Here is a 22,491-nt window from a genome sequence, read left to right as displayed (position 1 = left end):
CGGGAAATTTCTATGTACCTAGGGGCAGCCGCCATTGCAGGCTATTCAACGAAATCGCTCCAGCGTTTTTTGTTCTCGACTTCCAATAGGGAGTCGCATGCCTAGGATGAGACCATGAGCGATATTCCCAAGCCCCCGATGATTCCCCGGCGTCTGGCCTCGGGTTGCACGGTGCGAGCCATCGCTCCGTCCTGCTCCCGAGCCTATGTGATGCACCACGACAATACGCAGTGGATCAACGAGCGCTTCACCGCCATGGGGCTCCGGCTGCAGTATGGTGAGCACGTCGATGAGCTGGACGATTTCGACAGCTCCCCCATCGCTTCCCGTCTGGCCGACCTGCACGCCGCGTTCGCGGATCCGGAAGTCGACGGGATCATCAGCGTCATCGGCGGGTTCAACGCCAACGAGTTGCTGCCCTACCTGGACTGGGACCTCATTGCCGCAAATCCCAAGGTCTTTTGCGGCTATTCGGACTTCACCGTACTTGCCAACGCCATCTACGCCAGAACCGGCTTGATCACCTACGTCGGAGCTCACTGGTCCTCCTTCGGGATGCGTGACCATTTCGAGCCAACCGGCCAGTGGTTCCGGCAGGCAACCCACGAAATGTCCTGGTCCATCGAGCACGGCACGGAGTTTACCGACGACCTGTGGTTCATGGACCAGGAACACCGCATCATACATGGCACCGACGGCCCATGGATTATTAATCCCGGGCAGACAACAGGCCGGGTAATCGGAGGCAACCTCGGCACGCTGAGGCTGCTGCAGGGCGGCGACATGATGCCCGAGTTGGCTGGCTCGCTGCTATTCCTCGAGGACGACGGCGCCGCAGACGCCGATGAATTCGCGCGCAGCCTCGCCTCGTTGCTGCAGATGCCAGGGGCTGAAAAGATCCGGGGCCTTGCCATCGGCAGGTTTCAGCTCGAATCCAAGATCACTCGGTCGCTGCTGGAACAGGTACTCGCCAAGCATCCGCGGCTGTCCTCCGTGCCGGTAGTCGCCAATCTGGACTTCGGGCACACCAGCCCGATGTTCACCCTGCCCATCGGCGGCTGGGCCACGCTCGATACCGACAACGGCAGCGTCCGGCTGGACTTTGCCCACCATCCCGACGGGCTCGCCGACTGATTTCCGGCCGGAAAGGCAGCAACGGGCTGGCGCCCGCCGAATTCCTTCGGCGGGCGCCAGCCCGTCAACCTTGTGTGCCGTGGATTGCAGCACCAACGCGGTGTTGCAGCTATGCCTTGTCGATGGCTTCCTTCAAGGTCGACAGCAGCAGCGCCACCGATGAAGGATTGGCATTGGGGCCCATCAGCCCGATGCGCCACACCGTATTTGCGTACTGTCCCACGCCGCCGCCGATCTCGATATTGAACCGCTCCAGCAGGTAGCCCCGGACCTTGGCAGAATCCACATTCTCGGGAACCTTCACCGTGGTCAGCTGCGGCAGGCGGTAGCCCTCCGCCGCGAACAGCTCCAGGCCCATCTCCTGCAGGCCGTCCTGCAGAGCCGTACCGGCAGCCTGGTGGCGCGCAGTCACCGAGTCAAGACCCTCGCTGAGGATGCGATCAAGGCCTGCTTCCAGCGAAGCCACCATGGCCACTGGCGCCGTGTGGTGGTAAGTTCGGCCTCCGCCGGTGGAACCGGTGGTGTATCCGCCCAGCAGTCCCAAGTCCAGGTACCAGGACTGCGGCTTCTGCACCCGGCGCTCGAAGGCGCGGTCCGAAATGGTGAACGGCGCCAGTCCGGGTGCCACGCCGATGCACTTCTGGGTGCCGGCATAACCAACGTCGATGCCCCATTCGTCGGCGAGCACGGGCATGCCGCCGATGGACGTCACCGCGTCAGTGATCAACAGAGCGTCGCCCTTGATGGCACCCAACGCGGCGATGTCGGACAGCACTCCGGTGCTCGTCTCGGCGTGGACTCCGGCGATCACCGTCGGATTCGGGTGGGCCTCGGCCACTCGCTGCGCATCGATCGGAGTTCCATACTCGTGGTCTACCCGGACAACCTCGGCACCCACGCGCGAAGCCACCTCGCACATACGCTCGCCAAACAGGCCGTTGATGGCGATCACTGCCACATCACCCGGGTTGATGGTGTTCACGAAGGCGGCTTCCATGCCTGCGGACCCGGTGGCGCTCAGCGGCAGGGTTCGGGCGTTGGACGTACCCCACAGGGTGCGCAGCGATTCGCAGACCCGGTCCATGCGGGCAATGAATGCCGGGTCAAGGTGTCCGAGCAACGGCAGGCCAAGGGCCGCGGTGGCCTCCGGGTACGGGTTGCTGGGACCAGGGCCGAAAAGTTGACGCTGAAGAACTGGCTGGGTCATGACGACTCGCTTTCTTGACACGGTGAAGCTCGAACGTGCCTCAAGCCTAACGCCGGTCACCAGTCAAAACGAAAGTTAACTTCCGTATGACAATAATTCCACAGTTCAAAGAATCCGCTAAACGTCGATATTTCCGTGATTCTGCCTGTGGCGGCGCTGAATTCGATATTCGCGTCTCGTGAGCCAAACAATGAACACGTCGAAGAGCGTCAGTGCCAGCAGACCAACGCTGAAACCGACAATCAGTTCGTAGCTCTGGTAACCAATGAAAATCAGCAGGAAAGCAATCATCCACGGATAGGCCCAGAGTTTGTCTAGCAACACTGCCTAGACCAATACCACCTTGACGATCCCGTGAAGCAATAGATAGGCGGCGAGAAACCATGAGCCCGATACAGTCAGCGACCCGCTGGCATGGAGCAGGAAGTTGGCAATCAGGTCCCCGGGATCCTCAGAGAGTTCATGCTGCGTGAGTATTCTGGCCAATGTATCCAGCTGGTCGGGATTGAACAGGAGAAAGAGCCCGCCGCCGACGATTTCCAGGAGACCGTCGATGCCTTTGAAGAGCAGTCCTACCCGAAAGATCCAGTCAAGAACCTGTGCACGGTGCTGGTGCTTTCCGGCCATTTCCAAGCCCTCCCGTCACCTACACCATTCGACGAACTGCCACTGATTCGGATTCTGTCACATTCCCACCGCCCCACCGCGCGCTTGATGAATCATCGCAAGCTCAGCGCTGGAGCATTCCCCAACACAACTTTCGTGCATGGTTGCTTGGTGAACTGTTTTTCTGATCAATTTTTTTGATCAGATTCTTGGACCGGTAAACAACAAGCACGACCGGAACAAACATGGTTTTCGAGCAGAATCATTGATCAGAAATCTTGCTCAGGCCCTCCGCACTGGACACAGAGCGTGGTTTTCGAACAGAATTCCTGATCAAAAAATCTTGATCAGATTCTCGGGCTCGACCGCAAAAGACCTGCACCGAATGCCGCCAGAGGTCCGTCCTGGACATCAAAGCCGGATATCAGCTCTCAATGACCTAGCTGGCAAGTCCCTCCAATTCCTTGAATCACCGGGAACCATCAACAAGGCTGGGGATACGAAAGCGAAAGGAGCACACCTTGAAGAAAATCCTCATGGTCCTTACCAGCGTTTCAGAACTCGGTGATACGGGAGAACCGACCGGCTACAACGTCGCCGAAGCTGCCCACCCGTGGAAGGTCTTCCGCGACTCCGGGCACTTTGTGGATTTCGCATCCATCAAGGGAGGTCAGCCACCGCGGGACGCCGTGGATGCCTCGGACCCGATTCAGGTGGCATTTACCCAGGATGAAACAACCCGTGCCGGTTTGTACAACACCGCCAGGGTTGAAGTCATAGACCCGCAGCAGTACGACGCGGTCTATCTTGTCGGCGGCCACGGCACCATGTGGGACTTCCCGAACAACGAAGGCCTGCAGAAGCTGATTTCAAGCATCTATCTCAAGGGCGGCATCGTCGGTGCGGTCTGCCACGGCCCGGCTGGGTTGCTTGATGTGGAACTCGACCACGGCATGAAGCTGCTGACGGGCAAGCATGTCGCCGCCTTCACGAATTCGGAGGAGATCACGGTGGGCAAGGAGAAGATCGTCCCGTTCCTGCTGGCGGACCGCTTGGAGGAGCAGGGAGCCACCCACGTGGCAGCGGACGACTTCGAGGAGAACGTCCAGGTCTCCGACCGGCTGGTGACAGGACAGAATCCTGCTTCCGCCGGAGGCGTAGCCAAAGAAATGGAAAAGCTGCTGGCCGAGGTGATTCACCACGAGAAGGCTGCAGCAGCCGAAGCGGAAGAAGCCGCTGAAGCCGCCACCCAGCCAGCTGAGTAGCCGCTTCCTCACCGGCAGATGCGAAAACCCCCGATTCCGGCAGGAATCGGGGGTTTCGGCTGAACAGCCGGAGACTACTTGCGCAGGCCCAGACGCTCGATCAGCGAACGGTAACGCTCGATGTCGGTGTTCTTGAGGTAGCCGAGCATACGACGACGACGACCAACCAGAGCCATCAGGCCACGGCGGGTGTGGTGATCATGCTTGTGCATCTTCAGGTGCTCGGTCAGGTCCGAAATACGACGGGACATAACGGCGATCTGAACCTCAGGCGAACCGGTGTCACCCTCGTGGGTGGCGTAAGCCTTGATGATTTCGTTCTTGATTGCGGCATCCAGTGCCATAACAAACTCCTAGAGTTGGACCGCGTTTCATTCAAATGCGAGCGTCAGACGCTCGCGGTGGCATCTCGCAACCGCGGACTGCAGCGAAGGCCATCAATAATCATATCATCGACGGGTGCGCCGACGCGCCCTCCAGGCATGCGTGAGATAGGGCACCTGCACCTTCGTCTCGGCGGCATGGCCCAGATGCTCCATCCAGTACCAGGCGAGGTTCGCTTCGACCTTGGCACGGGTGGATTCGTTGGCTCGCCGGTAGTAGCTGCGGGACTTGGTGAGTTCGACGATCTGAGCGAAATCCAGTTCCATAGACCAGTGCCAGATCCCGTGCTCGGGTTTTGAGAACTGCGTCCCCAACGGCGGCTCCAGCTCCGGCCGGTGGACGTCGCCCGCGTGCATGATCCGTGCCAGCCGGTGCACCCACGGAACGGTGACATCCAGCTGATTCCACAGCAACGTCAGCCAGCCGTCGCTGCGCAGCAGTCGCGCCGCCTCGGCGCTGGCTTTGGGGTGGTCCACCCAGTGCCAGGCCTGGGCGTAGGTGACCAGGTCGAAAGCGTCCCCGGGAAGCCCGGTATTCTCCCCCACGGCGCAGGTGCTCACCACCTGCGGCAGGCGTTCGGCCAGCACCCGGAGCATGTCGGCGGACGGGTCAACCGCGCTGACCTCCAGTCCTCGGCCCGCGAGCTGCTCGGTGAAGATGCCCGAGCCGCAGCCGATGTCCACTACTGTCTTCGGATGCGCTTGCAACGTGAAGTCCAGCGCCTGCTCCGGATAGGAGGGGCGGATATTGTCGTAGCTGTCCGCCCCGTGCTGGAAGGCGGAGGCCAGGTCGGTGCGCCGCGCGGCGTCGACAGTGAAGGCGCGCCGCGGCAGCGAGGGAATTTCAGCCATCGAGCCTAGTGCTGCTCCAGCGCCAGGACCGCGCGGGCCTGCTCGACGTCCTCGGCCATCTGGTCGATCAGGGCCTCGATGCCGCGGTAGGCGACCATCGGGCGCAGGTGCGAGACGAATTCGACGATGACCTGCTGCCCGTAGAGGTCGAAGTCCTCGACGCCCTCGTCAGGGCGGTCCATGACGTGGGCTTCCACGACGCGGGAGATGCCTTCGAAGGTCGGGTTGGAGCCCACAGAAATCGCGGCAGGCCAGCGCACGTCGGCCTCGTCGACCAGCCAGCCGGCGTACACGCCGTCGGCCGGGATGATGCCGGAGGCGTCGGAGGACAGGTTCGCAGTCGGGAAACCAAGTTCCCGGCCGCGGGCGGCCCCGTGGACCACTTCACCGCGCATGCGGTGCGGGCGGCCGAGGATCGAGGCGGCGGCTTCGACGTTGCCGGCGGCCAGTTCCTCGCGCACCCAGGTGGAGGACAGGCGGCGCTTGTCGCCCACGTCGTCCACGCCGATGACGTCGAAGCCGTACTTCCGGCCCAGTTCCTGCATGAACTCGAAGTCGCCGGAGTTGTTGCGGCCGAAGCGCACGTCATGGCCCACCACGACGGCGGTGGCGTGCAGCGTGTCCACGATGATGGACTTCACGAATTCCTCGGCGCTCTGGTCCGCGAATTCCAGGGTGTAGTGGATCATCAGGACGGCGTCCAGGCCCACACTGGCCAGGGTGTCCACGCGGTCGGCGAGACCCATGATCAATTCCGGTGCGCTGTCCGGGCGGTGCACCAATGCCGGGTGGGGTTCAAAGGTGATGGCCACCGACTTGGCCGCCCGCTGCTTCGCCAGCGAGACGACGGCGTCCAGGACTTCGCAGTGTCCCAGATGGACCCCGTCGAAGTTGCCAATGGTCACAACGGTGGGAGCCACGTCAGTGGGGACTGCGTCCAGGCCCTTCCAATAGTGCACTTTGCTCCTTTATGGGTACTTTCCTCGGCAGATCAAAAAACCCGCCGAAGCAATTCTTACACGGGTTTAGCTGTGACGCTCACTACGATTACGGTACAGCCACCACAGGCCGATGATCGGAAGCACCAGCGGAATGTATCCGTAGCCTTCTCCGAAACCGCTCCACACCGACGGGTGGGCGAAGATCTCGGGGTGGGTCAGCGACAGCGTGCCGACCACCAGCACTCCGACCAGCTCGATGCTCACGGCCCACAGCGACACCATCCACGCGCGCGGCTTGGCCGAGGACAGCGAGAAGGTTGCGACGAAGTAGATCAGGCCGGAAATCAGCGACAGCACGTAGGCTTCCGGGGCTTCGTCGAACTTGCTCACAATTTGGTAGACGGCGCGCACCGTCGCAGCCAGGGCGAGGATGCCGTAGACCGCGATGATGACCCGGCCCAGGCCGGTGGTGCGGCTGGGCTTGGGTCCGTCAGCGGTTTTCTTGGCTTCGGCCGCCTGCAGGATGCGCGAATTGCGTGGCTTCTGACTCATGTGGAGGCTCCTACTGCCAGATCTGTTCCATGCGGAACAACATTACGAACGTGACCAGTGCCGAAGCCGCGAGCAAGGCGTTTGACCAGCGGCTTTTCTCGCTGACGGCCCAGAAGAACGCGATCGGCGGCATGATCAGCGCGGTGATGAAGTAGCCCCAGAACTCGATCGGGTCTCCTGCCACAGCATCTCCCCCGGCCTGGCGGATGGCCGCGGCAATGCCGTAGACGATCAGGAACACCTCGGTGGCGATCGCGCCGACCAGGGCCCAGTCGTCAGGGTGCTCGCGGATGATCGTGGCGATCACCGCGACAAGCAGCGCCACCGCGCAGACAATCGCGCCGGCGACGAAAAAGCCGTTCATGACAATCAAAAGGGCAATCCTCCCTGGATTACGTTCCGGGTCCGCGGCTTACTTGGCGGTGAAAACCAGCGTGGTGCGGGCCTTGTCGCCCTTGTCTTCCAGCAGCGCGACCAGCACGCCGTTGGGCGCGAAAGCGGCCACGGGCTGGTCTGCCGCGACGTCCATGGTCTTGGATGACGCGGCGATGGGGCGGCCGAAGGACAGCTCGACTGCTTCGTCGACGCTCACGGTGCGGTTCGGGAAGATCGCCGCGGCAGCCTTTTCCAGGGGCAGGATCTCGAACTCCTGCGCCAGCTGCTCCAGGGTGCGGGCCAGCTCGATCTTGTACGGGCCGACTTCGGTGCGGCGCAGCGCGGTCAGGTGGCCGCCGACGTTCAAGGCTTCGCCCAGGTCGCGGGCCAGGGCGCGGATGTAGGTACCCGAAGTACAGGAGACGGTGACGTCCACGTCCAGGATCTTGCCGCCATTCTCGCGGCGGATCTCGTGGATGTCGAAGCGCTTGATCGTCACCGGGCGGGACTTCAGTTCCACCTGCTCGCCGGCGCGAACGCGCGCATAGGAGCGCTTGCCGTCGACCTTGATCGCAGAAACCTGGCTCGGGACCTGCTGGATGTCCCCGCGCAGCTTGGCCACCTCGCGCTCGATGTCCTCGTCGGTCACCGCAGCGGCGATGCGCTCGGAGACGATATCGCCCTCGGCGTCGTCGGTAACGGTGCTCTGGCCCAGGCGAATGGTGGCGGTGTAGGTCTTGTCGTGGCCGACGATGTAAGTGAGCAGGCGGGTAGCCTTGTTGACGCCGATGACCAGCACGCCAGTGGCCATGGGATCCAGCGTTCCGGCATGCCCGACCTTGCGGGTGCCCGCCAGTCGGCGGATACGACCAACCACATCGTGGGAGGTCATGCCCTGTTCTTTATCGACTAGTACGAGGCCAGAGGCCTGCTCTTCAGTGTTCTGCCCGGCTTTACTCACGCGTTCCAGTATAGGCGCTGCCCCGGTCATTAGCCTGTTTGGGACGCAGATGTGGTCGATCCCATCACCAGCGCGCTGTTGGCCCATCAGGCCCGGAAAACACCGCGTTGAGTTCGGCTGTGCGATAGCGCGCCAACGCGATGCCGGCTGCAACACACCCCCTGCGCTGCCGAGCGCTGGCCCCACGCCGTCCGCGCAGCGAAGAATGAACAAAAAATATGTTCACGCCGGAATTTCTGCAGACCTCAACGACGTCCCGGATCCTGGGCCGGAACCAAAGGTTACTGCTCGGAAACGATTGACCGGCGACGTCAACACTCCTAAACTCTAACCACTTGCGTGGTTTTATCACGCCTGTGACGTTGGGGACGAGGTGGCTGGGGCACTTCGCCGCGAGCCGCCTCGCACGGCTTCCACTCACTCGCAAAATTCTTGGGGCTATCAAAAACTGTTCCCTGTGGCCGCGCGCCATCAGGGGAGTATTTGCGCATGATGACTTCCACGGATCTTGCGGGTGACGATCCACATCGCGCGATCCCTGTGATGGATCGCGAGTCACCAGCAAGGCAAGGAACACCCCATGAAATTCCGTGCATTCGCAGCTGTTGCTGCGGGGGCGCTTCTGGCAACAACGTTGAACATCGCCCCGGCACAAGCCGGCGGTGACTCCCACCATAACTCCCGGACGACGGTGCAGCATGTCGAAACCCTCATCGAGGGGCTCGGCGGGCCGTTGAAAGTGGCCTATGGATCCCACGGCAACATCCTGGTCGCAGAATCTTTCGCCGGCATGTTGTCGTCGGTGGCATCGGACGGAACCAAAAAGGTTCTGGCTTCTGCGCCGGGTAAGGAAATCGGAGCAGTGTCGTACTCTCGCGGCACCACCTACTACTTTGAAAACGTGGCGGGCACCGATGAAAATCCAGAGGCCATCGGCCCGGCATTGCTCAAGTCCATCAGCCACCATGGCAAGACCCGGACCATCACCGACATGACCAAGTGGGAAGTCAAGCTCAACCCGGACGGTAAGACCGTCTACGGTGTGCGCGACGCCCCTCAGACCTGTCTGGATCAAGCTCCATGGATGCAATCCACCGGCGAGGTCTATTCCCATCCGTATTCCACCTCCGTGTCGCGCGGCAATGTCTATGTGGGCGACGCGGGCGGCAACGCACTGTGGAAGGTGAATTCACACGGCAAGGCGAGCGTAGTCAAAGTGCTCCCCGCCGAACCTGTTGTGATCGATGAAGCAGCCGTCGCTGCAGCCGCAGAAGCAGGACTGACGGTTCCCGATTGCATGATGGGACGCACCTACTGGGCCCAGGCCGTTCCTACCGACATCGAACTTCGAGGCAATTGGCTGTACTACACCGTACTGCCGGGAGCTCCGGGCGAGTCCATGTCCAAGGGCAAGATCTACAAGTTGAATCTCCACAGCAAGAAAAGCTACCTCGTGGCCAGCGGCCTGAGCGCGCCCACCGGCATCGCAGTGGATGATCGCGGAAGCACCTACGTGACCGAGCTGTTCGGCGGAGGCGTATCCAAGATCGTGAAGGGCAAGGCAGTTAATGTGCTCCCAGCGCCGATGGCCTCCGATGTCGCCATCAGCGGGCACAGGATGGCTGTCAGCACGAACGCGCTGACGCCGTCCGGATCAATAGTCACTGCAACGTTGGGCCACAGCCATCATGGCCATCGCTGAGTGAAATAGGAAACCGAAATCCGTGCAGGTCTCTGGAGAGACCTGCACGGATTTCTCCTGTCCGGCGAATAATCCTGCGTGGGAGCGATGGTGGTCAGAGCGTGACAATTCCAAGTCGATTAACCTATCCGCAAAGAGTATGAAAGTTGTAGCGGTTGCTTGCGAAGCTCTGGATCTGCCAGACGACCCGTCAACGATCTCAAGATCCCCCGGACCGAAGTCTGCGCATACTCTGTCTACCCATCAACAGGAATTAGGCAGCGGTGTAGAGCCGGTTCCGCTGCGGTATCTGCAACGGATCCACATGCTTCGGGAACAAGATATACGCCAATCCCCCGATCTTGACCAAGGTCAGCAACCCGGCATGGATCGCCAAATGATGCCGACGGCACAAACACGACGCATTACGGCAACTGGTCTTCCCGCCATGCTCCCACCAATCATCATGATGGCACTCAAGCATCTCCGGCGGCGCGGTGCACCCGGGCACAATACACCCTCGGTCCCGGGCCAATGCGGCCCGCTTGATCGCCTCGGTGAAGAACCTCTGGGTCCGCCCCACATCCAGCGGCTGCCCGTCGGGCCCGAAGATCACCCGGTAAATCGCTCCCTCGCACATCAGCCTCCCGGTTTCCGCCGCGTCGAGCCCCACCCCGTGGTCCGTGGTCGAGGTCAGCATCTCGGGGTGCCGCAAATCCTCCAGGGCCTTGAGCTGGATGTGGATCCCGACCCGCGGCGCGATGGTCTTGGCCCCCGGCCCCGCCGGACCGGAGCTGAGGGCTGCGAGGAACGCGTTCAACCGGCGCTGGGCCGGCGGCACGTCCGCGTCGCCGCCCAACTCCGGGTCCTGGTCGCTGTACTCGGTCCGCGGCTGCCCGGCGGCATCCCCGAAGCCATGGCCTGCATCCTCGTGGCCGGTTTCCGCACCCCCGGAATCCTGGCCTTCCTGGCCCTCGGAGGACTCCTGAGCGTGCTGGCTCTCCGAGATGTCTTGGCCGTACTGGCCCTCCGAGGCACCCTGCGAGCCTTTGCCCGCGCTATGCCACGTATCAAAGTCAATGAGATTCTCCCGGCCTTCCTCGGCCGGGCCGCCACCAGTGCCGCCATCGGGGCCGGGACCGGCATCGGGGCTGCTGTCGGGGCCGGAATTGATGCCGGACCAGTCGGGAGCCGGGGCATCCGAACTGAACAACGGGTCGGTCTGCACCTCGCCGCGTTCTATTGCCTCGGCGTCCGCCGCCGAGCGGTCGGGGTTCGAGGAACCGGCCCGGGCGGCCCGGGCGGCCTTGCCGGCCTGGGTCCGCGGGTTGTCCGCCTGCCCCATCAACGAGCGCAACTGCTCGGCCTGCTCCCCCGCCGCGCGCAGGTCGTAGCAGTCCACCCCGGCGCGGGTGCCGCGGAAGAAGATCCCGGTCTCCGGGGCTCGTTGCTTGCCGTGCTCGCGCCGGTAGTCGGAGATCAAGGTGGAGACCTGTTTCTCGCTGGTGGTGCGGTTCGGCTCGGCCAAGGCGGCGAGTACGTGCTCTTCCATGAGTGCCCCGTCGGCGTGCCGGGCGGTCGGCGGCAGCGGGATTCCTTCGAAGCAGGTGTCGGCCGGTTCGAACTTGTCCAGTGCCCGGGCCGCCTGCGCGATCCGGCGCGGGTCCACGGCCCCCGGAGCCTGGTACAGCCGGGCCAGCCCGGCCAGCCGCGGGGTCAGCGTGCCGCCGTCCATGGCGCGGCGGGCGATCAGCAGGTGCGCATCGTGCAGCCGGGACGCGGCCCCGTAGTAGTTCAGCCCCAGCCAGGCCGCGGCGAAGTCCGCGGTGCTGGTGTAGTGGGCGCGGCCCGCGTGCAGGCGCGGAGCGGTGGCCAGGTCCAGCTGCCGGTAGGCGTGCTGGTCCCTGGCTTGGCGCAGGGCGTCCAGCTCGTCGTCTTCGAGCAGGTGCGCGCCGGTGGATTCCAGATGGATCTGGCTGCGCAGCTGCTCGCGCTGGGTGTCGTGGAACAGCTGCTCGATCAGGTGGGCGTGGGCGGCGGCGACCCGAGGGTCCTCGATGCCGCGCAGGGCTTCGGAGAGCTTGGCCAGCAGGGCGCAGCACGAGGCCATGACCTCGAGCAGGGCGGCGGCCGCGCCGCGCGGGATGCTCGTGGTGATGGCGTTGTGCAGGACCTGGAGTGCTGCGGCGAGCTGGTGGATACTCATGGCCCCAGCCTGCGCCGGGTCTACGGGTGGCGGCGGGAGGTGGTTGCGGGATGTGGAGAAGTCGGGGAAATATTTTTCCACCCACCAGCTGGGCCTCCGTTATCCCAGAAGGACATCACATTGCCGTAATCCTCGATCCATATCACCACGCTGCGCTGGTTCCGACCGCATGTTGACTAGCCCTTTGCGTACTTCTGAATTGGCCGCAAAAGCGAAAATCCGGTGATGTTTCGCTCGCAGCCCATTCAACGTCCTTTGACGATTCGTCCGTTTGGGAAACATATTTTTGTGAGCCCACTCACCCATGACAATATGTCTTCAACCAAAGATAAAACCTACATCAAGGAACCTCATGACGCGCCCATCATCGGCAAGCCTTCGCGAGATCAGCGACCTCATTGCCCTCGACACCACTAGCAGGGACACCAACCTGCCGCTGATCGATCTGCTCGAAGCAAAACTTCAAGCGGTCGGAATCGATTCCAAACGGATCTACAACGAAGATCGAAGCAAGGCCAATTTGCTGGCAACCATTCCGGCGGACGATGGAAGCCGCCGCGGGGGCGTGGTCCTCTCCGGCCACACCGACGTCGTCCCGGTCGACGGACAGAACTGGTCCAGCGATCCGTTTACTGTCCATGAGCGTGATGAGAAGCTGTACGGGCGTGGCACCTGCGACATGAAGTCCTACATCGGGGTCATCCTGGGCAAACTGCCCGAGTTCATCTCCGCCAAGCTTTCGCAGCCGATTCACCTCGCATTCTCCTATGACGAAGAAATCGGTTGCATCGGTGCGGTGAGCCTCGTTGATGAAATCGTGAGCCAGGAACTGGCCCCTCGCGGCTGCTTCGTCGGTGAGCCAAGCAGTATGCGCGCAATCCGCGGGCACAAGTCCATGAATGTTTTCAAGGTTTCCTTCCACGGGGTCGCAGCGCACTCATCGCTGCCCAGCGAAGGACTCAACGCCATCTCCTACGGCCTTCGTTTCGCCAGCTTCGTGGAAGAGATCGCCCATGAGCTGCGGACGGAGGGCCCTTCCGACCCGGCTTTCATCGAACCCACCACGACAATGAACGTGAATCTGATCAACGGTGGAATTGCTGTCAATACGATCCCTTCAGACTGCACAGTGCATTTTGAGTTCCGTTCGCTGGCGGTCGTGGACCGCGAGGCGCTGACCGCCCGAATCAAGAATTTCGCGAGCCAACTGGGCGAAGAAATGCGCGCCCGGAACCCACAGGCATCCATGACCTTCGAGCAGGTAGCAGGTGCCCCGGGCCTGGACACCGCCCCGTCGGAAGAGATCGTCGATCTTGCCGCTCGATGCGGCGCCATCGCCGCCGACGACAAGGTCACCTACGGCACGGAGGCCGGACTGTTCGCCGCCGCAGGCATTCCGACCGTGGTTTGCGGTCCGGGCGACATCGCCCAGGCCCATGCACCGGACGAATTCATTGAACTCGAACAAATCGTTGCCTGCGAAGGATTCATGGATCAACTGATCAAGGAACTTTCCTCATGACCGCTTCACCGCAATCCCCGACCACGCAGCAGCTTGCCGACGCACGCAAGGCAGTGATTTCTTCTTCCATCGGCGCAGCCCTGGAATGGTTCGACATCATTGTCTATGCAACCTTCGCCACGACAATCGCCAAATTGTTCTACCCCGAGTCGGATGCAACCTTCGCGCTAATCCTCACATTCGCCACCTTCGCTATTTCCTATGTCATCCGTCCCTTGGGCGGCATGGTTCTGGGCAGCTACGCTGATCGCAAGGGACGCAAAGCTGCGCTGACCCTCACATTGATGCTCATGATGGTCGGCACCTTGATCATGGCCATTGCCCCGACCTACGAAATGGTGGGTGTCTGGGGCGCCTTGATCATCCTGCTCTCACGCCTGCTCCAGGGTTTCTCGGCGGGTGGCGAATTCGGCACCGCCACGGCGTTTCTCATTGAAACCGCCCCGCACAAGAAGGCCTTCTACTCCTCCTGGCAGGTCGCGGCACAAGGAGCCTCCATGCTGCTCGCTTCTGCTTTCGGGTTCGTCCTGACTACACAGTTGTCCACCGAGGCCCTGGAGAGCTGGGGATGGCGCGTTCCGTTCTTTGTCGGTTTGCTCATCGGTCCGGTCGGGCTGTACATCCGAGCACGGCTCGAAGAGACCGAAGAATTCATCAAGGTTGAAAAGTCGAAGTCTCCGCTGGGGCAGCTTTTTGCCCACAATTACGGACGGCTTTTGGCCGGAGCAGCGGCGATCGGCGTCGCCACGATCTCTGTCTACATGATTCTCTACATGCCGACATTTGCCGTACAGAATCTGCACATCCCTGCCGATGCCGCATTCCTGGGTGGCGTGGTTGCTGGCATCGTAACGCTGGTCAGCGTGCCGTTCATCGGCCATCTTGCCGACAGGGTGGGGCCAGCGCGCGTTATGACTTGGGCAGCGGTGGCCGCGCTCGTGGGAGCCTGGCCGCTGTTCAAGTTGATGACAGGTAATCCCACAGTTCCAGTCATGATCGTCGTGATCGCTCTGCTGGGTGTCATCATGGCGTTCTACTTCGGTCCACTTCCGGCGCTGATTTCGTCGTTGTTCCCTGCAGCGATTCGCGGATCAGGAATCTCGGTCACGTACAACGTAGGTGTCACCGTACTCGGCGGCATCGCGCCACTCGTGCTCACCTGGCTGATTAGCGCAACCGGTTCCCTGGATGCCCCAAGTTTCTACTACATGGCTATCGCAGTCCTTTCGCTCATCGGACTAGCGGTCATTCGCCTCAGGTACGAGTTGGCATAGCCGCATAACGTCATTCTCAGGGCCCGCGCTCCTCGAAAATTTTCGGGAAGCGCGGGCCCTTTGTCATGTCAGCGCCAGGTTCACCTGCGGGCCGCCGAATTCCGCCGATCAGAACCTGTTGCAGGCATACGACTGCCGCGAAACAGCCCGACCTTTTCGTCCTCACGGTCGGAGAACAGGGCACGACGCCGTTCCGGCATGACTCCGCGGGAAATATCCACTCTTCAGAATCCACGTGTTGCGAGCGGGAAATAGACGCCAAAATAATAATTCATTTTCGACGAATTTCAACCCCAGATAACGATTTATCACCATTTTTGAATTATCGAAATAGGAGGCGATGCGACACGAACTAAGCCCTGACTTGAGATACTAATCCGGAGCGATTTGAGCAGAGTCCTGTGATTCATGCTACGCTCAAACAGTCGATGATCCCGCCGGATCTACGGCGCTAGTCGGACATGACGAGCTCCACAACACCGGTTTTCCGGTGAACTGCAGGCGCAGGACAGTTGCCGTCTCGACCGAGCGGAGCATCGACGGGTTCTCTGACCGGCTTGAATTTCGCCGTCAGTTGGGAAAGAACCGCGCACGAATGGCAATTTTGTCACCGAGCACTTTACTCGGTGCGTTCGATTCAATCAGGATCGAATTCTCAGCCATTCACCAAGTATTAGGCCTCAACTAGGCATGTATGAGGACGACAGCGAACTGACTCAGCGCGCGTAAAAATAGGCTGGTTCTGGAAAGAGATGAGCCGAAGAACGGACGGAGAGTGATTGATGGCCCCAGGGCTTGTGTGCGTCGGCTAATCGAACCCCGCCATCGCAGTGTGCGGGATGAGACGTGCAGAACCATGCACCGCGGAGGATCCTTGTCCGATCCGGTGTCGATTCTCGAACTCGTCGATCCTAAGGAGGTGGAGTGTGAACCCGGAAGCAGTCGGTTTCAGCGCTCTGACCATTGTACTTTTATTGGTCTTGTTTTACGGTGGAACGTTTTTCGTTTCCACTCGCATTGGTAAGAAAAACGAAAATGCCGACGGGTACATGACCGCCGGCAATAAAATCGGCTTCGGCATTTCGGCGGCAAGCATGACCGCTACCTGGATCTGGGCCTCTTCCATGTATGCCTCGGCGTCGTCCGGCTACACCTACGGAATCAGCGGCCCCATCCACTACGGCCTGTGGGGCGCGTTGATGATCCTGTTCATCTACCCCTTCGGCAAGCGCATCCGCAAGGTGGCGCCCAAGGCCCACACGCTGGCCGAGGTCATGTACGTACGCCACGGCCGCTCCAGCCAGCTCATGCTGGCAGGGTCCAACGTCGTCGGCTCGGTCATCTCGCTGATGTCCAACTTCATCGCCGGTGGCGTGCTGATTTCGATGCTCTCCCCCTTCAACTTCATCCAGGGCGTATTCGCCGTGGCCGGCGGCGTGCTGCTCTACACCCTGTGGTCGGGGTTCCGCGCTTCGGTGCTCACCGATTTCATGCAGGTCATCGCCATGCTCGGCGCAGTGGCCATCATCGTGCCGTTCATCTTCTTCGCCGCGGGATTCCCCGCCGCGTTCGAGACCGGGGCAGCGAACCTCACCGCGCAGCAGTCGAACTTCTTCTCCTCCGAGGCCTTCCTGAACCAGGGTGCCCCGTACATCGCCGCGGTGCTGGCCTACGCCATCGGCAACCAGACCATCGCCCAGCGGCTGTTCGCGGTGCGCGAGGACCTGATCAAGCCGACCTTCATCACCGCGACCATCGGCTACGGCGCCATGGTCATCGGCGTGGGCATGCTCGGCGTGCTGGCGCTGTATCTGGGCTTCACCCCGACCGGCGGGGATTTGAACAACATCATCCCCGAAATGGCGGCAAGCTACCTCCCGGGCATCCTGTTGGCGCTGTTCTTCATCATGATCATCGGCGCGCTGTCCTCGACCGCCGATTCGGACCTCTCCGCGCTGTCCTCCATCATGATGGCCGACATCTACGGACAGAACATCGCGGGCAAGAAGAAGGCGAACCCGAAAACCATGCTGCTGGTCGGACGGCTGACGATGGTCGCCGCAACAGCCCTGGCCGTCGCTTTGGCCAGCATGCAGATGAACATCCTGGACCTGCTGGTCTTCGTCGGCGCCTTGTGGGGCGCGCTGGTGTTCCCGGTGCTGGCGAGCTTCTACTGGAAGAAGGTCACCAACAAGGCCTTCACCGTTTCGGTGATCGCCGCGCTGGCGGTATTCATTCCGGTGCGTTTCGACCTGATCCCGATGACGGGCATCACCGCCGTGCTGATCGAGCTGCTGGCCATCCTGGGCATCGGCATCGTCCTGGGCCTGATGGCCTTCGGCTTCTTCGGCCTGCGCCCGGCAATGGTTATCGGCATCGGGGCCAGCGTGGTCGCCGCGCCGTTCTGCTTCGGCTTCCTGCGCGACTACACGACCCTGTCGGCCTCGCTGGTCGCCTATTCGGTCAGCACCATCATCTGCTATCTCATGTCCTTCAGGTCCACGCAGAACTTCGACTTCGCGGTGATCGCCGAGCGGGCCGGAGACTTCGATACCGGGGAACAGCCGGTCGCTGCAGTGCCTGCCGGCAGCCGCAACTCAACCAGAACAGCCCAGGAGCGTGAATAAATGCTAGCCCTCAGCCTCTACGTCCTCATCTGGCCGGTCATCGTGGCCGTCGTCGCCATCGTCATCTCCAAGGCCTTCATTTCCGAAGCCCGCGAGGCGAAGCGCCGTGGCGAGGACCTGATCTAGGCGCCCCGCCCACTAGCCGTACAGCGCGCGTGCCGGTTCTCCCCTGCATCGGGGGAGGGCCGGCGCGCGTGCTTGGTGCGGAGGTTGCAAAATTTTTTCGATCCGGTCCAATCCGCACCGTGCCGCGCCCCGAATACCGTGTGAAAGCCCGCCCCGACGGGGAGGGACACCACGACGGTTCTTGCCGTCGCCACAGGAGGAGAACGACATGAAGCACACGCAGAGAACGTTCGCCGGAGCCCTGGGATTGATCGCGGTCGCCGCGCTGGGACTCAGTGCCTGTTCGATGGACAGCGACACCCCGGAATCATCGAGCGCACCCGCCCCCGAAGCCTCCAGCTCGGAGATGGCCACCGAAAGCAGCCCGGCCGCGGACAGCAGCATGGACCCGACCGCGAATCTTGTCGGCTCGGGATGCTCGGCCTACGCCGAAGCCGTGCCGAGCGGCGACGGCTCGGTCGCCGGGATGGCCCAGGACCCGGTCGCCGTCGCGGCGTCCAACAACCCGCTGCTGAAGACCTTGACCAAGGCCGTCTCCGGGAAGCTGAACCCGGACGTCGATCTGGTCGACACCTTGAACGGGGCCGAATTCACCGTCTTCGCACCGGTAGACGAAGCCTTCGCCGCCATCCCGGAGAAGGACCTGAACGCCGTCGTCAAGGATTCGGACATGCTGACCAAGGTGCTCACCTACCATGTGGTTCCCGGGGAGATCCAGCCCGCCGACATCGCGGGAACGCACACCACGGTTGAGGGCCGGGACCTGGAAGTGACAGGCAGCGCAGACAACCTGATGGTCAATGACGCCAAGGTCGTCTGCGGCGGAGTCCAGACCGCCAATGCGGTGGTCTACCTGGTCGACACCGTCCTGATGCCGCCGGCCGACAAGTAGCCGCGGCGCCTGGATTCTGTCCGACGTAAACCAGCCATGGCGGCGTCCGGTTCCGGCACAGGAGCCGGGCGTCGCCGTGCGCCGCGCGCCCCGGAACCCGCGGGGAACGCCCCTGAAACTGAATGGTGGATGAGAGCCATGGGAATGATCGCCTCGTGCATGAGATTCTTGGGTCCATGAGTTCGGAGATGAGCGACGCAGTTCCAGAGCCGGTGACGGCAGCACCCGAGGAACTGCTGCGCCGTATCGCCGGCGGCGACGAGCGCGCCTTCGAGCAGTTTTACGACTGCCTCGCGCCGCGCGTGTACGGCCTGGTGCGGCGCCTGCTGAGGGACGAGGCGCAAAGCGAGGAGATCCTGCAGGAAGTCTTCGTTCAGGCCTGGCAGCATGCGGCCCGCTTCGACCCTGCCCGCGGCAGCGCCGCGGGCTGGTTGCTGACCCTGGCGCACCGCCGCACGGTGGACCGCATCCGCTCCAGCCAGGCAAGCCGCGAACGAGACCTGCGCATGGGGCTGCAGGAGATCGGCACGGAATACAACGACGTGGAAGAGAACGCGATCCTGCATGACGAGAGCCGGCGCATTGTGCAGGCGCTCAAGCGCCTGAGCGAGGCCCAGCGCGCCGCCATCGAACTGGCCTACTTCGGGGGCTACACGCACCACGAGGTGGCCGACCTGCTGAAAATCCCGGTGGGCACCGCCAAGACGCGCATCCGCGATGGCATGATTAAGCTTCGAGACCTGATGGGGGTGGCGTAGTGGAACGGAACGAGAACGAGCTGACCGGCAGCTACGCCCTGAATGCGCTGAGCGACGAGGAACGCGCCAGGCTGCTGGCGCAGGCCGCGAACTCCCCCGCGCTTCAAGCCGACATGGATGCCATGGACGAGACCGCCGCCATGCTGGCGCTGGGCAGCGCACCGGTGCCCCCGCCGGCCAGGGTGAAATCCCGGCTCATGGAGGAGATCGCCCGCCGCCCGCAGCTGCCGGCGGAGGATCCCGCGGACGAACGAGCGGACGAGCCGGCGGCAATTCCGCAGCCCGAGCACGCGCCAGCCCCGGATTCCGTGCCCGCGCGGCAGGGATGGCCTGCCCGCCGCAAGTCCGCGAAGTTCTTCGCCCTGGCCGCGGCCATCCTGCTGCTGGGCTCGGCGGGGCTGGGAACCGTGGTCTACCTGCAGCAGGCCGAACAGCGCCAGCTGCAGGCCCAGCTCACCGATCTCAGCACTCGCCAGGCCGAGCTCACCGAGCTGCTGGGCGCGCCGGATGTGGAAACCAAAACCCAGACCATGGCCGACGGGGCGACGGTGACGCTGTCCTATTCCGTCGAGCGGGGCCTGATGGCAGTCACCACCGCCGGAATGCCCGAGCTGTCCAAGGACAAGGGCTACGAGCTGTGGCTCATCTCCGCCGACGGCGCCCAGCCGGCCGGCATGCTGCCGGGCACCGGGGCCGACGGCCTGAAATTGCTTACCGGTGCCATGGACGGGGTCTCGCATTTCGGCATCACCGTTGAACCGGCCACGGGTTCTCCGGCGCCGACCACCGAACCGCTGATGGTCCAGGAACTCTGAGCATGCCCGGGCCAATCCGCCCCCGGCCCGGCTCCGAACCAGTTGCTGAAGGACCAGCCGACCCGGAACGCCGGGCGGCAGCTACTCACCGGAGGTGACATGCCGTGAAGGAAACACCAAGGCGCAGCCTGGGAGCACGCGGAGCGTATGCGCTGACGGGGCTCTGCTCGGCCGGGGTGCTGTTCGGCCTCGCCCAGCTGGCGTCAGCCTTTTTCGCTTCGTCGTCAGCACCTTTGGTGGCGCTGGGCTCCGCTGTCATCGACTTCACCCCGCCGTGGCTGAAGGACTTGGCGATTTCGCTGTTCGGCACCAACGACAAGCTGGCCCTGTTCGTCTCGATGGGCGCGGTGGCCGTGGTGCTCGCCGCGCTGATCGGCCTGCTGGCGCGGCGCAGCACCGCCGCGGCCTCGGCAGCGGTGCTGGTGCTGGCGGGGATCCTGGGCGCCGCGGTGATCTCGCGTTCATCCACCGGTCCGCTGGATCTGGTCCCGACCGCCCTGGGCACCGCGGCGGCGCTGCTTGTCCTGCGGTGGCTGTGCTCGTTGGCTTCCCGGCTGGATCCCGCGCACTCGGAGTCGCCCGATGGCGTGGCCCGGCGCAACTTCATGCTCGGGGCCGCCGGGGCCGTGGTGCTCGCGGCGGGCGCCGCCATCCTGTCCACGTCGCTGTCCGCGGCCCGGAACACCGCGCAGCTGGCTCGCAAGGCCCTGCGGCTTCCGGCCGCCAAGACCACGGCTCCCGCGGTGCCGCCGGGCGCCCAGGTCAATCTGGCGGGGATGCCCGAGTTCGTCACCCCGAACCAGGATTTCTACCGCATCGACACCGCGTTGAGGGTGCCCGGCATCGACCCGGCGCAGTGGTCGCTGCGGGTCCATGGCCTGGTGGAGCACGAGTTCACGATGAGTTTTCAGGAGCTGCTCAGCCAGGACCTGGTGGAGCACTACCTGACGCTGACCTGCGTTTCGAACCCGGTGGGCGGGGATCTGGTGGGCAACGCAAAGTGGCTGGGCTATCCGCTGCGTGAGGTGCTGGCCCGCGCCAAGCCGGCCGCGGGCGCGGACATGGTGCTGTCCACCTCGATCGACGGATTCAGCGCGTCCACCCCGCTCGAAGCCCTGACCGATGAACGCATGGCGCTGCTGGCCGTGGGCATGAACGGCGAGGCGCTGCCCATGGAGCACGGCTTCCCGGTGCGCATGGTGGTTCCCGGGCTCTACGGGTACGTCTCGGCCACCAAATGGGTGGTGGACCTCGAGGTGACCCGCTTCGCGGACAAGGCGGCCTACTGGACCACCCGCGGCTGGTCCGAACGCGGCCCGATAAAGATGTCATCCCGCGTGGACACCCCGCAGTCCTTCGCCACGGTGCCCGCCGGACGGGTGGATCTCGGCGGCAGCGCCTGGGCGCAGACCCGCGGCATTTCCCGGGTCCAGGTCAGCATCGACGGCGGTTCCTGGCGCGAGGCAACGCTGGCCGAGGAGGCGACGCTCGATACCTGGCGGCAATGGAGCTACCGCTGGGAGGACGCGGCGCCCGGCACGCATGCGGTCGCCGTGCGGGCCTACGACCGCAGCGGCAAGCTGCAGACCGAAGAGCGCGCCGACCCGGTGCCCGACGGAGCGTCAGGCTGGCACCGGGTGCAGTTCACGGTGGAATGAGCCGCGTCGCCGCGGGCGGCGCAAGGTATCGGGAAAAACGAAATCCCCGGCGCCTGCACGATATGCATCGTGCAGGCGCCGGGGATTTCCCGGCTTTGGGCCCCGGATCCGGGCCAGGCAGCGCAGGTGCGCCTAGGCCTGTTCGGCGTCCTGGTCCTCGTCCTTCTTGTACGGGTCCTCGTCGCCGGCGAAGTGCTTGCCTTCGCGCAGGGCCGCGACCTCGGCGTCCTTCTCGCGGGCCTTGGCCAGCAGTTCCTCAAGGTGCGAAGCGCCCTCGGGGATCTCGTCGGCCACGAAGGTCAGCGTCGGGGTCAGCCGGATGGTCAGGTTGCGGCCCAGCTCCTTGCGCAGGGCTCCCCCGCGCTTGGACAGCAGCTCGGCGATTTCTGCCTTGGCAGTGTCGTCGCCGAACACCGTGTAGTACACGGTGGCGTGCTGCAGGTCGTTGGTGACGCGGGCGTCGGTCACCGTCACGTTGTCGATGCGCTCGTCCTTGATGACGGTGCGCAGGGACTGGGCCATGAGGACCTGCACGCGCTTGGCAAGGCGTGCGGCACGGGCTGAATCAGCCATGATTATCTCCTTATGGTTCAAAATTCGTGGGCGCCTGACCGCTTGGAAGCGGTCAAACGCCCACGAATCGGCAAGTCACGAAG

At 63.1% G+C, this 22,491-nt stretch carries 20 protein-coding genes and 1 pseudogene; 11 read left to right on the top strand and 10 right to left on the bottom strand.

Going from position 1 to position 22,491, the window contains the following annotated elements:
• The first annotated feature begins 114 nt into the window (after positions 1–114).
• Entirely contained in the window at positions 115–1,134 is a 1,020-nt protein-coding gene (locus ACTX90_RS05395) for a S66 family peptidase (protein ID WP_047121093.1), read from the top strand.
• Between the two features lie 109 nt (positions 1,135–1,243).
• Here the strand turns inward: ACTX90_RS05395 and ACTX90_RS05390 are convergent, their stop codons facing one another.
• Both ACTX90_RS05390 and ACTX90_RS05385 read right to left on the bottom strand, forming a co-directional pair.
• Positions 1,244–2,341 (bottom strand): pyridoxal-phosphate-dependent aminotransferase family protein, encoded by a 1,098-nt coding sequence (locus ACTX90_RS05390; protein ID WP_047121092.1) that lies wholly within the window; start codon positions 2,339–2,341, stop codon positions 1,244–1,246.
• 117 nt (positions 2,342–2,458) lie between these two features.
• Positions 2,459–2,968, bottom strand: a pseudogene (locus ACTX90_RS05385) (DUF2127 domain-containing protein).
• 500 nt (positions 2,969–3,468) lie between these two features.
• Between ACTX90_RS05385 and ACTX90_RS05380 the strand changes: the two are divergent.
• On the top strand, positions 3,469–4,212 hold the full coding sequence (locus ACTX90_RS05380; RefSeq protein WP_047121090.1) for a type 1 glutamine amidotransferase domain-containing protein: 744 nt from the start codon (positions 3,469–3,471) through the stop codon (positions 4,210–4,212).
• 74 nt (positions 4,213–4,286) lie between these two features.
• On the opposite strand, the gene rpsO is transcribed toward ACTX90_RS05380, so the two are convergent.
• From rpsO to truB, 6 genes are all read right to left on the bottom strand, one after another.
• The gene (rpsO, locus tag ACTX90_RS05375; protein WP_047121089.1) at positions 4,287–4,556 is read right to left on the bottom strand and encodes a 30S ribosomal protein S15; all 270 of its coding nucleotides are present in this window, start codon (positions 4,554–4,556) and stop codon (positions 4,287–4,289) included.
• 105 nt (positions 4,557–4,661) lie between these two features.
• The gene (locus ACTX90_RS05370) at positions 4,662–5,447 is read right to left on the bottom strand and encodes a class I SAM-dependent methyltransferase (RefSeq protein WP_443443400.1); all 786 of its coding nucleotides are present in this window, start codon (positions 5,445–5,447) and stop codon (positions 4,662–4,664) included.
• Positions 5,448–5,452: 5 nt separating this feature from the next.
• The gene (locus ACTX90_RS05365) at positions 5,453–6,406 is read right to left on the bottom strand and encodes a bifunctional riboflavin kinase/FAD synthetase (protein WP_047121087.1); all 954 of its coding nucleotides are present in this window, start codon (positions 6,404–6,406) and stop codon (positions 5,453–5,455) included.
• Between the two features lie 66 nt (positions 6,407–6,472).
• Entirely contained in the window at positions 6,473–6,940 is a 468-nt protein-coding gene (locus ACTX90_RS05360) for a hypothetical protein (RefSeq protein WP_443443399.1), read from the bottom strand.
• A 10-nt stretch (positions 6,941–6,950) separates the two neighbouring features.
• Complete coding sequence (locus tag ACTX90_RS05355) at positions 6,951–7,304, bottom strand: hypothetical protein (protein WP_443443989.1); 354 nt, start codon at positions 7,302–7,304, stop codon at positions 6,951–6,953.
• 48 nt (positions 7,305–7,352) lie between these two features.
• Positions 7,353–8,207 (bottom strand): tRNA pseudouridine(55) synthase TruB, encoded by an 855-nt coding sequence (gene truB, locus ACTX90_RS05350; protein ID WP_047121086.1) that lies wholly within the window; start codon positions 8,205–8,207, stop codon positions 7,353–7,355.
• 649 nt (positions 8,208–8,856) lie between these two features.
• Between truB and ACTX90_RS05345 the strand changes: the two genes are divergently transcribed.
• Positions 8,857–9,978: a ScyD/ScyE family protein gene (locus tag ACTX90_RS05345; protein ID WP_443443397.1), complete on the top strand. Its 1,122-nt coding sequence runs from the start codon at positions 8,857–8,859 to the stop codon at positions 9,976–9,978.
• Positions 9,979–10,231: 253 nt separating this feature from the next.
• Here ACTX90_RS05345 and ACTX90_RS05340 read toward each other — a convergent pair whose 3' ends face one another.
• Positions 10,232–12,163: an HNH endonuclease signature motif containing protein gene (locus ACTX90_RS05340; RefSeq protein ID WP_443443395.1), complete on the bottom strand. Its 1,932-nt coding sequence runs from the start codon at positions 12,161–12,163 to the stop codon at positions 10,232–10,234.
• A 352-nt stretch (positions 12,164–12,515) separates the two neighbouring features.
• Between ACTX90_RS05340 and argE the strand changes: the two genes are divergently transcribed.
• The 8 genes from argE to ACTX90_RS05300 all read left to right on the top strand — a co-directional run bounded on the left by argE (position 12,516) and on the right by ACTX90_RS05300 (position 21,835).
• Positions 12,516–13,685 (top strand): acetylornithine deacetylase, encoded by a 1,170-nt coding sequence (gene argE / locus ACTX90_RS05335; protein ID WP_443443394.1) that lies wholly within the window; start codon positions 12,516–12,518, stop codon positions 13,683–13,685.
• Entirely contained in the window at positions 13,682–14,959 is a 1,278-nt protein-coding gene (locus ACTX90_RS05330) for an MFS transporter (protein WP_424572478.1), read from the top strand. The genes argE and ACTX90_RS05330 overlap by 4 nt, the downstream gene beginning before the upstream one ends.
• A gap of 1,094 nt (positions 14,960–16,053) precedes the next feature.
• Complete coding sequence (locus ACTX90_RS05325; RefSeq protein WP_443443392.1) at positions 16,054–17,586, top strand: sodium:solute symporter family transporter; 1,533 nt, start codon at positions 16,054–16,056, stop codon at positions 17,584–17,586.
• The gene (locus ACTX90_RS05320; RefSeq protein WP_047121081.1) at positions 17,587–17,712 is read left to right on the top strand and encodes a putative transporter small subunit; all 126 of its coding nucleotides are present in this window, start codon (positions 17,587–17,589) and stop codon (positions 17,710–17,712) included.
• A 208-nt stretch (positions 17,713–17,920) separates the two neighbouring features.
• Positions 17,921–18,604 (top strand): fasciclin domain-containing protein, encoded by a 684-nt coding sequence (locus ACTX90_RS05315; RefSeq protein WP_047121080.1) that lies wholly within the window; start codon positions 17,921–17,923, stop codon positions 18,602–18,604.
• A 188-nt stretch (positions 18,605–18,792) separates the two neighbouring features.
• Positions 18,793–19,362 carry an ECF RNA polymerase sigma factor SigK gene (gene sigK, locus ACTX90_RS05310; protein WP_113606666.1) on the top strand — a complete coding sequence of 190 codons (570 nt, stop codon included), beginning with the start codon at positions 18,793–18,795 and terminating at the stop codon, positions 19,360–19,362.
• Positions 19,362–20,177 (top strand): anti-sigma factor, encoded by an 816-nt coding sequence (locus ACTX90_RS05305; RefSeq protein ID WP_047121078.1) that lies wholly within the window; start codon positions 19,362–19,364, stop codon positions 20,175–20,177. Before sigK ends, ACTX90_RS05305 begins: the two co-directional genes overlap by 1 nt.
• Positions 20,178–20,281: 104 nt before the next feature.
• Complete coding sequence (locus tag ACTX90_RS05300) at positions 20,282–21,835, top strand: molybdopterin-dependent oxidoreductase (RefSeq protein WP_443443390.1); 1,554 nt, start codon at positions 20,282–20,284, stop codon at positions 21,833–21,835.
• Between the two features lie 132 nt (positions 21,836–21,967).
• Here ACTX90_RS05300 and rbfA read toward each other — a convergent pair whose 3' ends face one another.
• Positions 21,968–22,408: a 30S ribosome-binding factor RbfA gene (gene rbfA, locus ACTX90_RS05295; protein ID WP_047121077.1), complete on the bottom strand. Its 441-nt coding sequence runs from the start codon at positions 22,406–22,408 to the stop codon at positions 21,968–21,970.
• Positions 22,409–22,491 lie beyond the last annotated feature (83 nt).

Origin of the sequence: Glutamicibacter soli, from assembly GCF_052322135.1 — a bacterium.
GTDB lineage: Bacteria > Actinomycetota > Actinomycetes > Actinomycetales > Micrococcaceae > Glutamicibacter > Glutamicibacter soli.
Note: the sequence above shows the minus strand (reverse complement) of the source record. Positions and strands in the feature narration are given on the sequence as shown.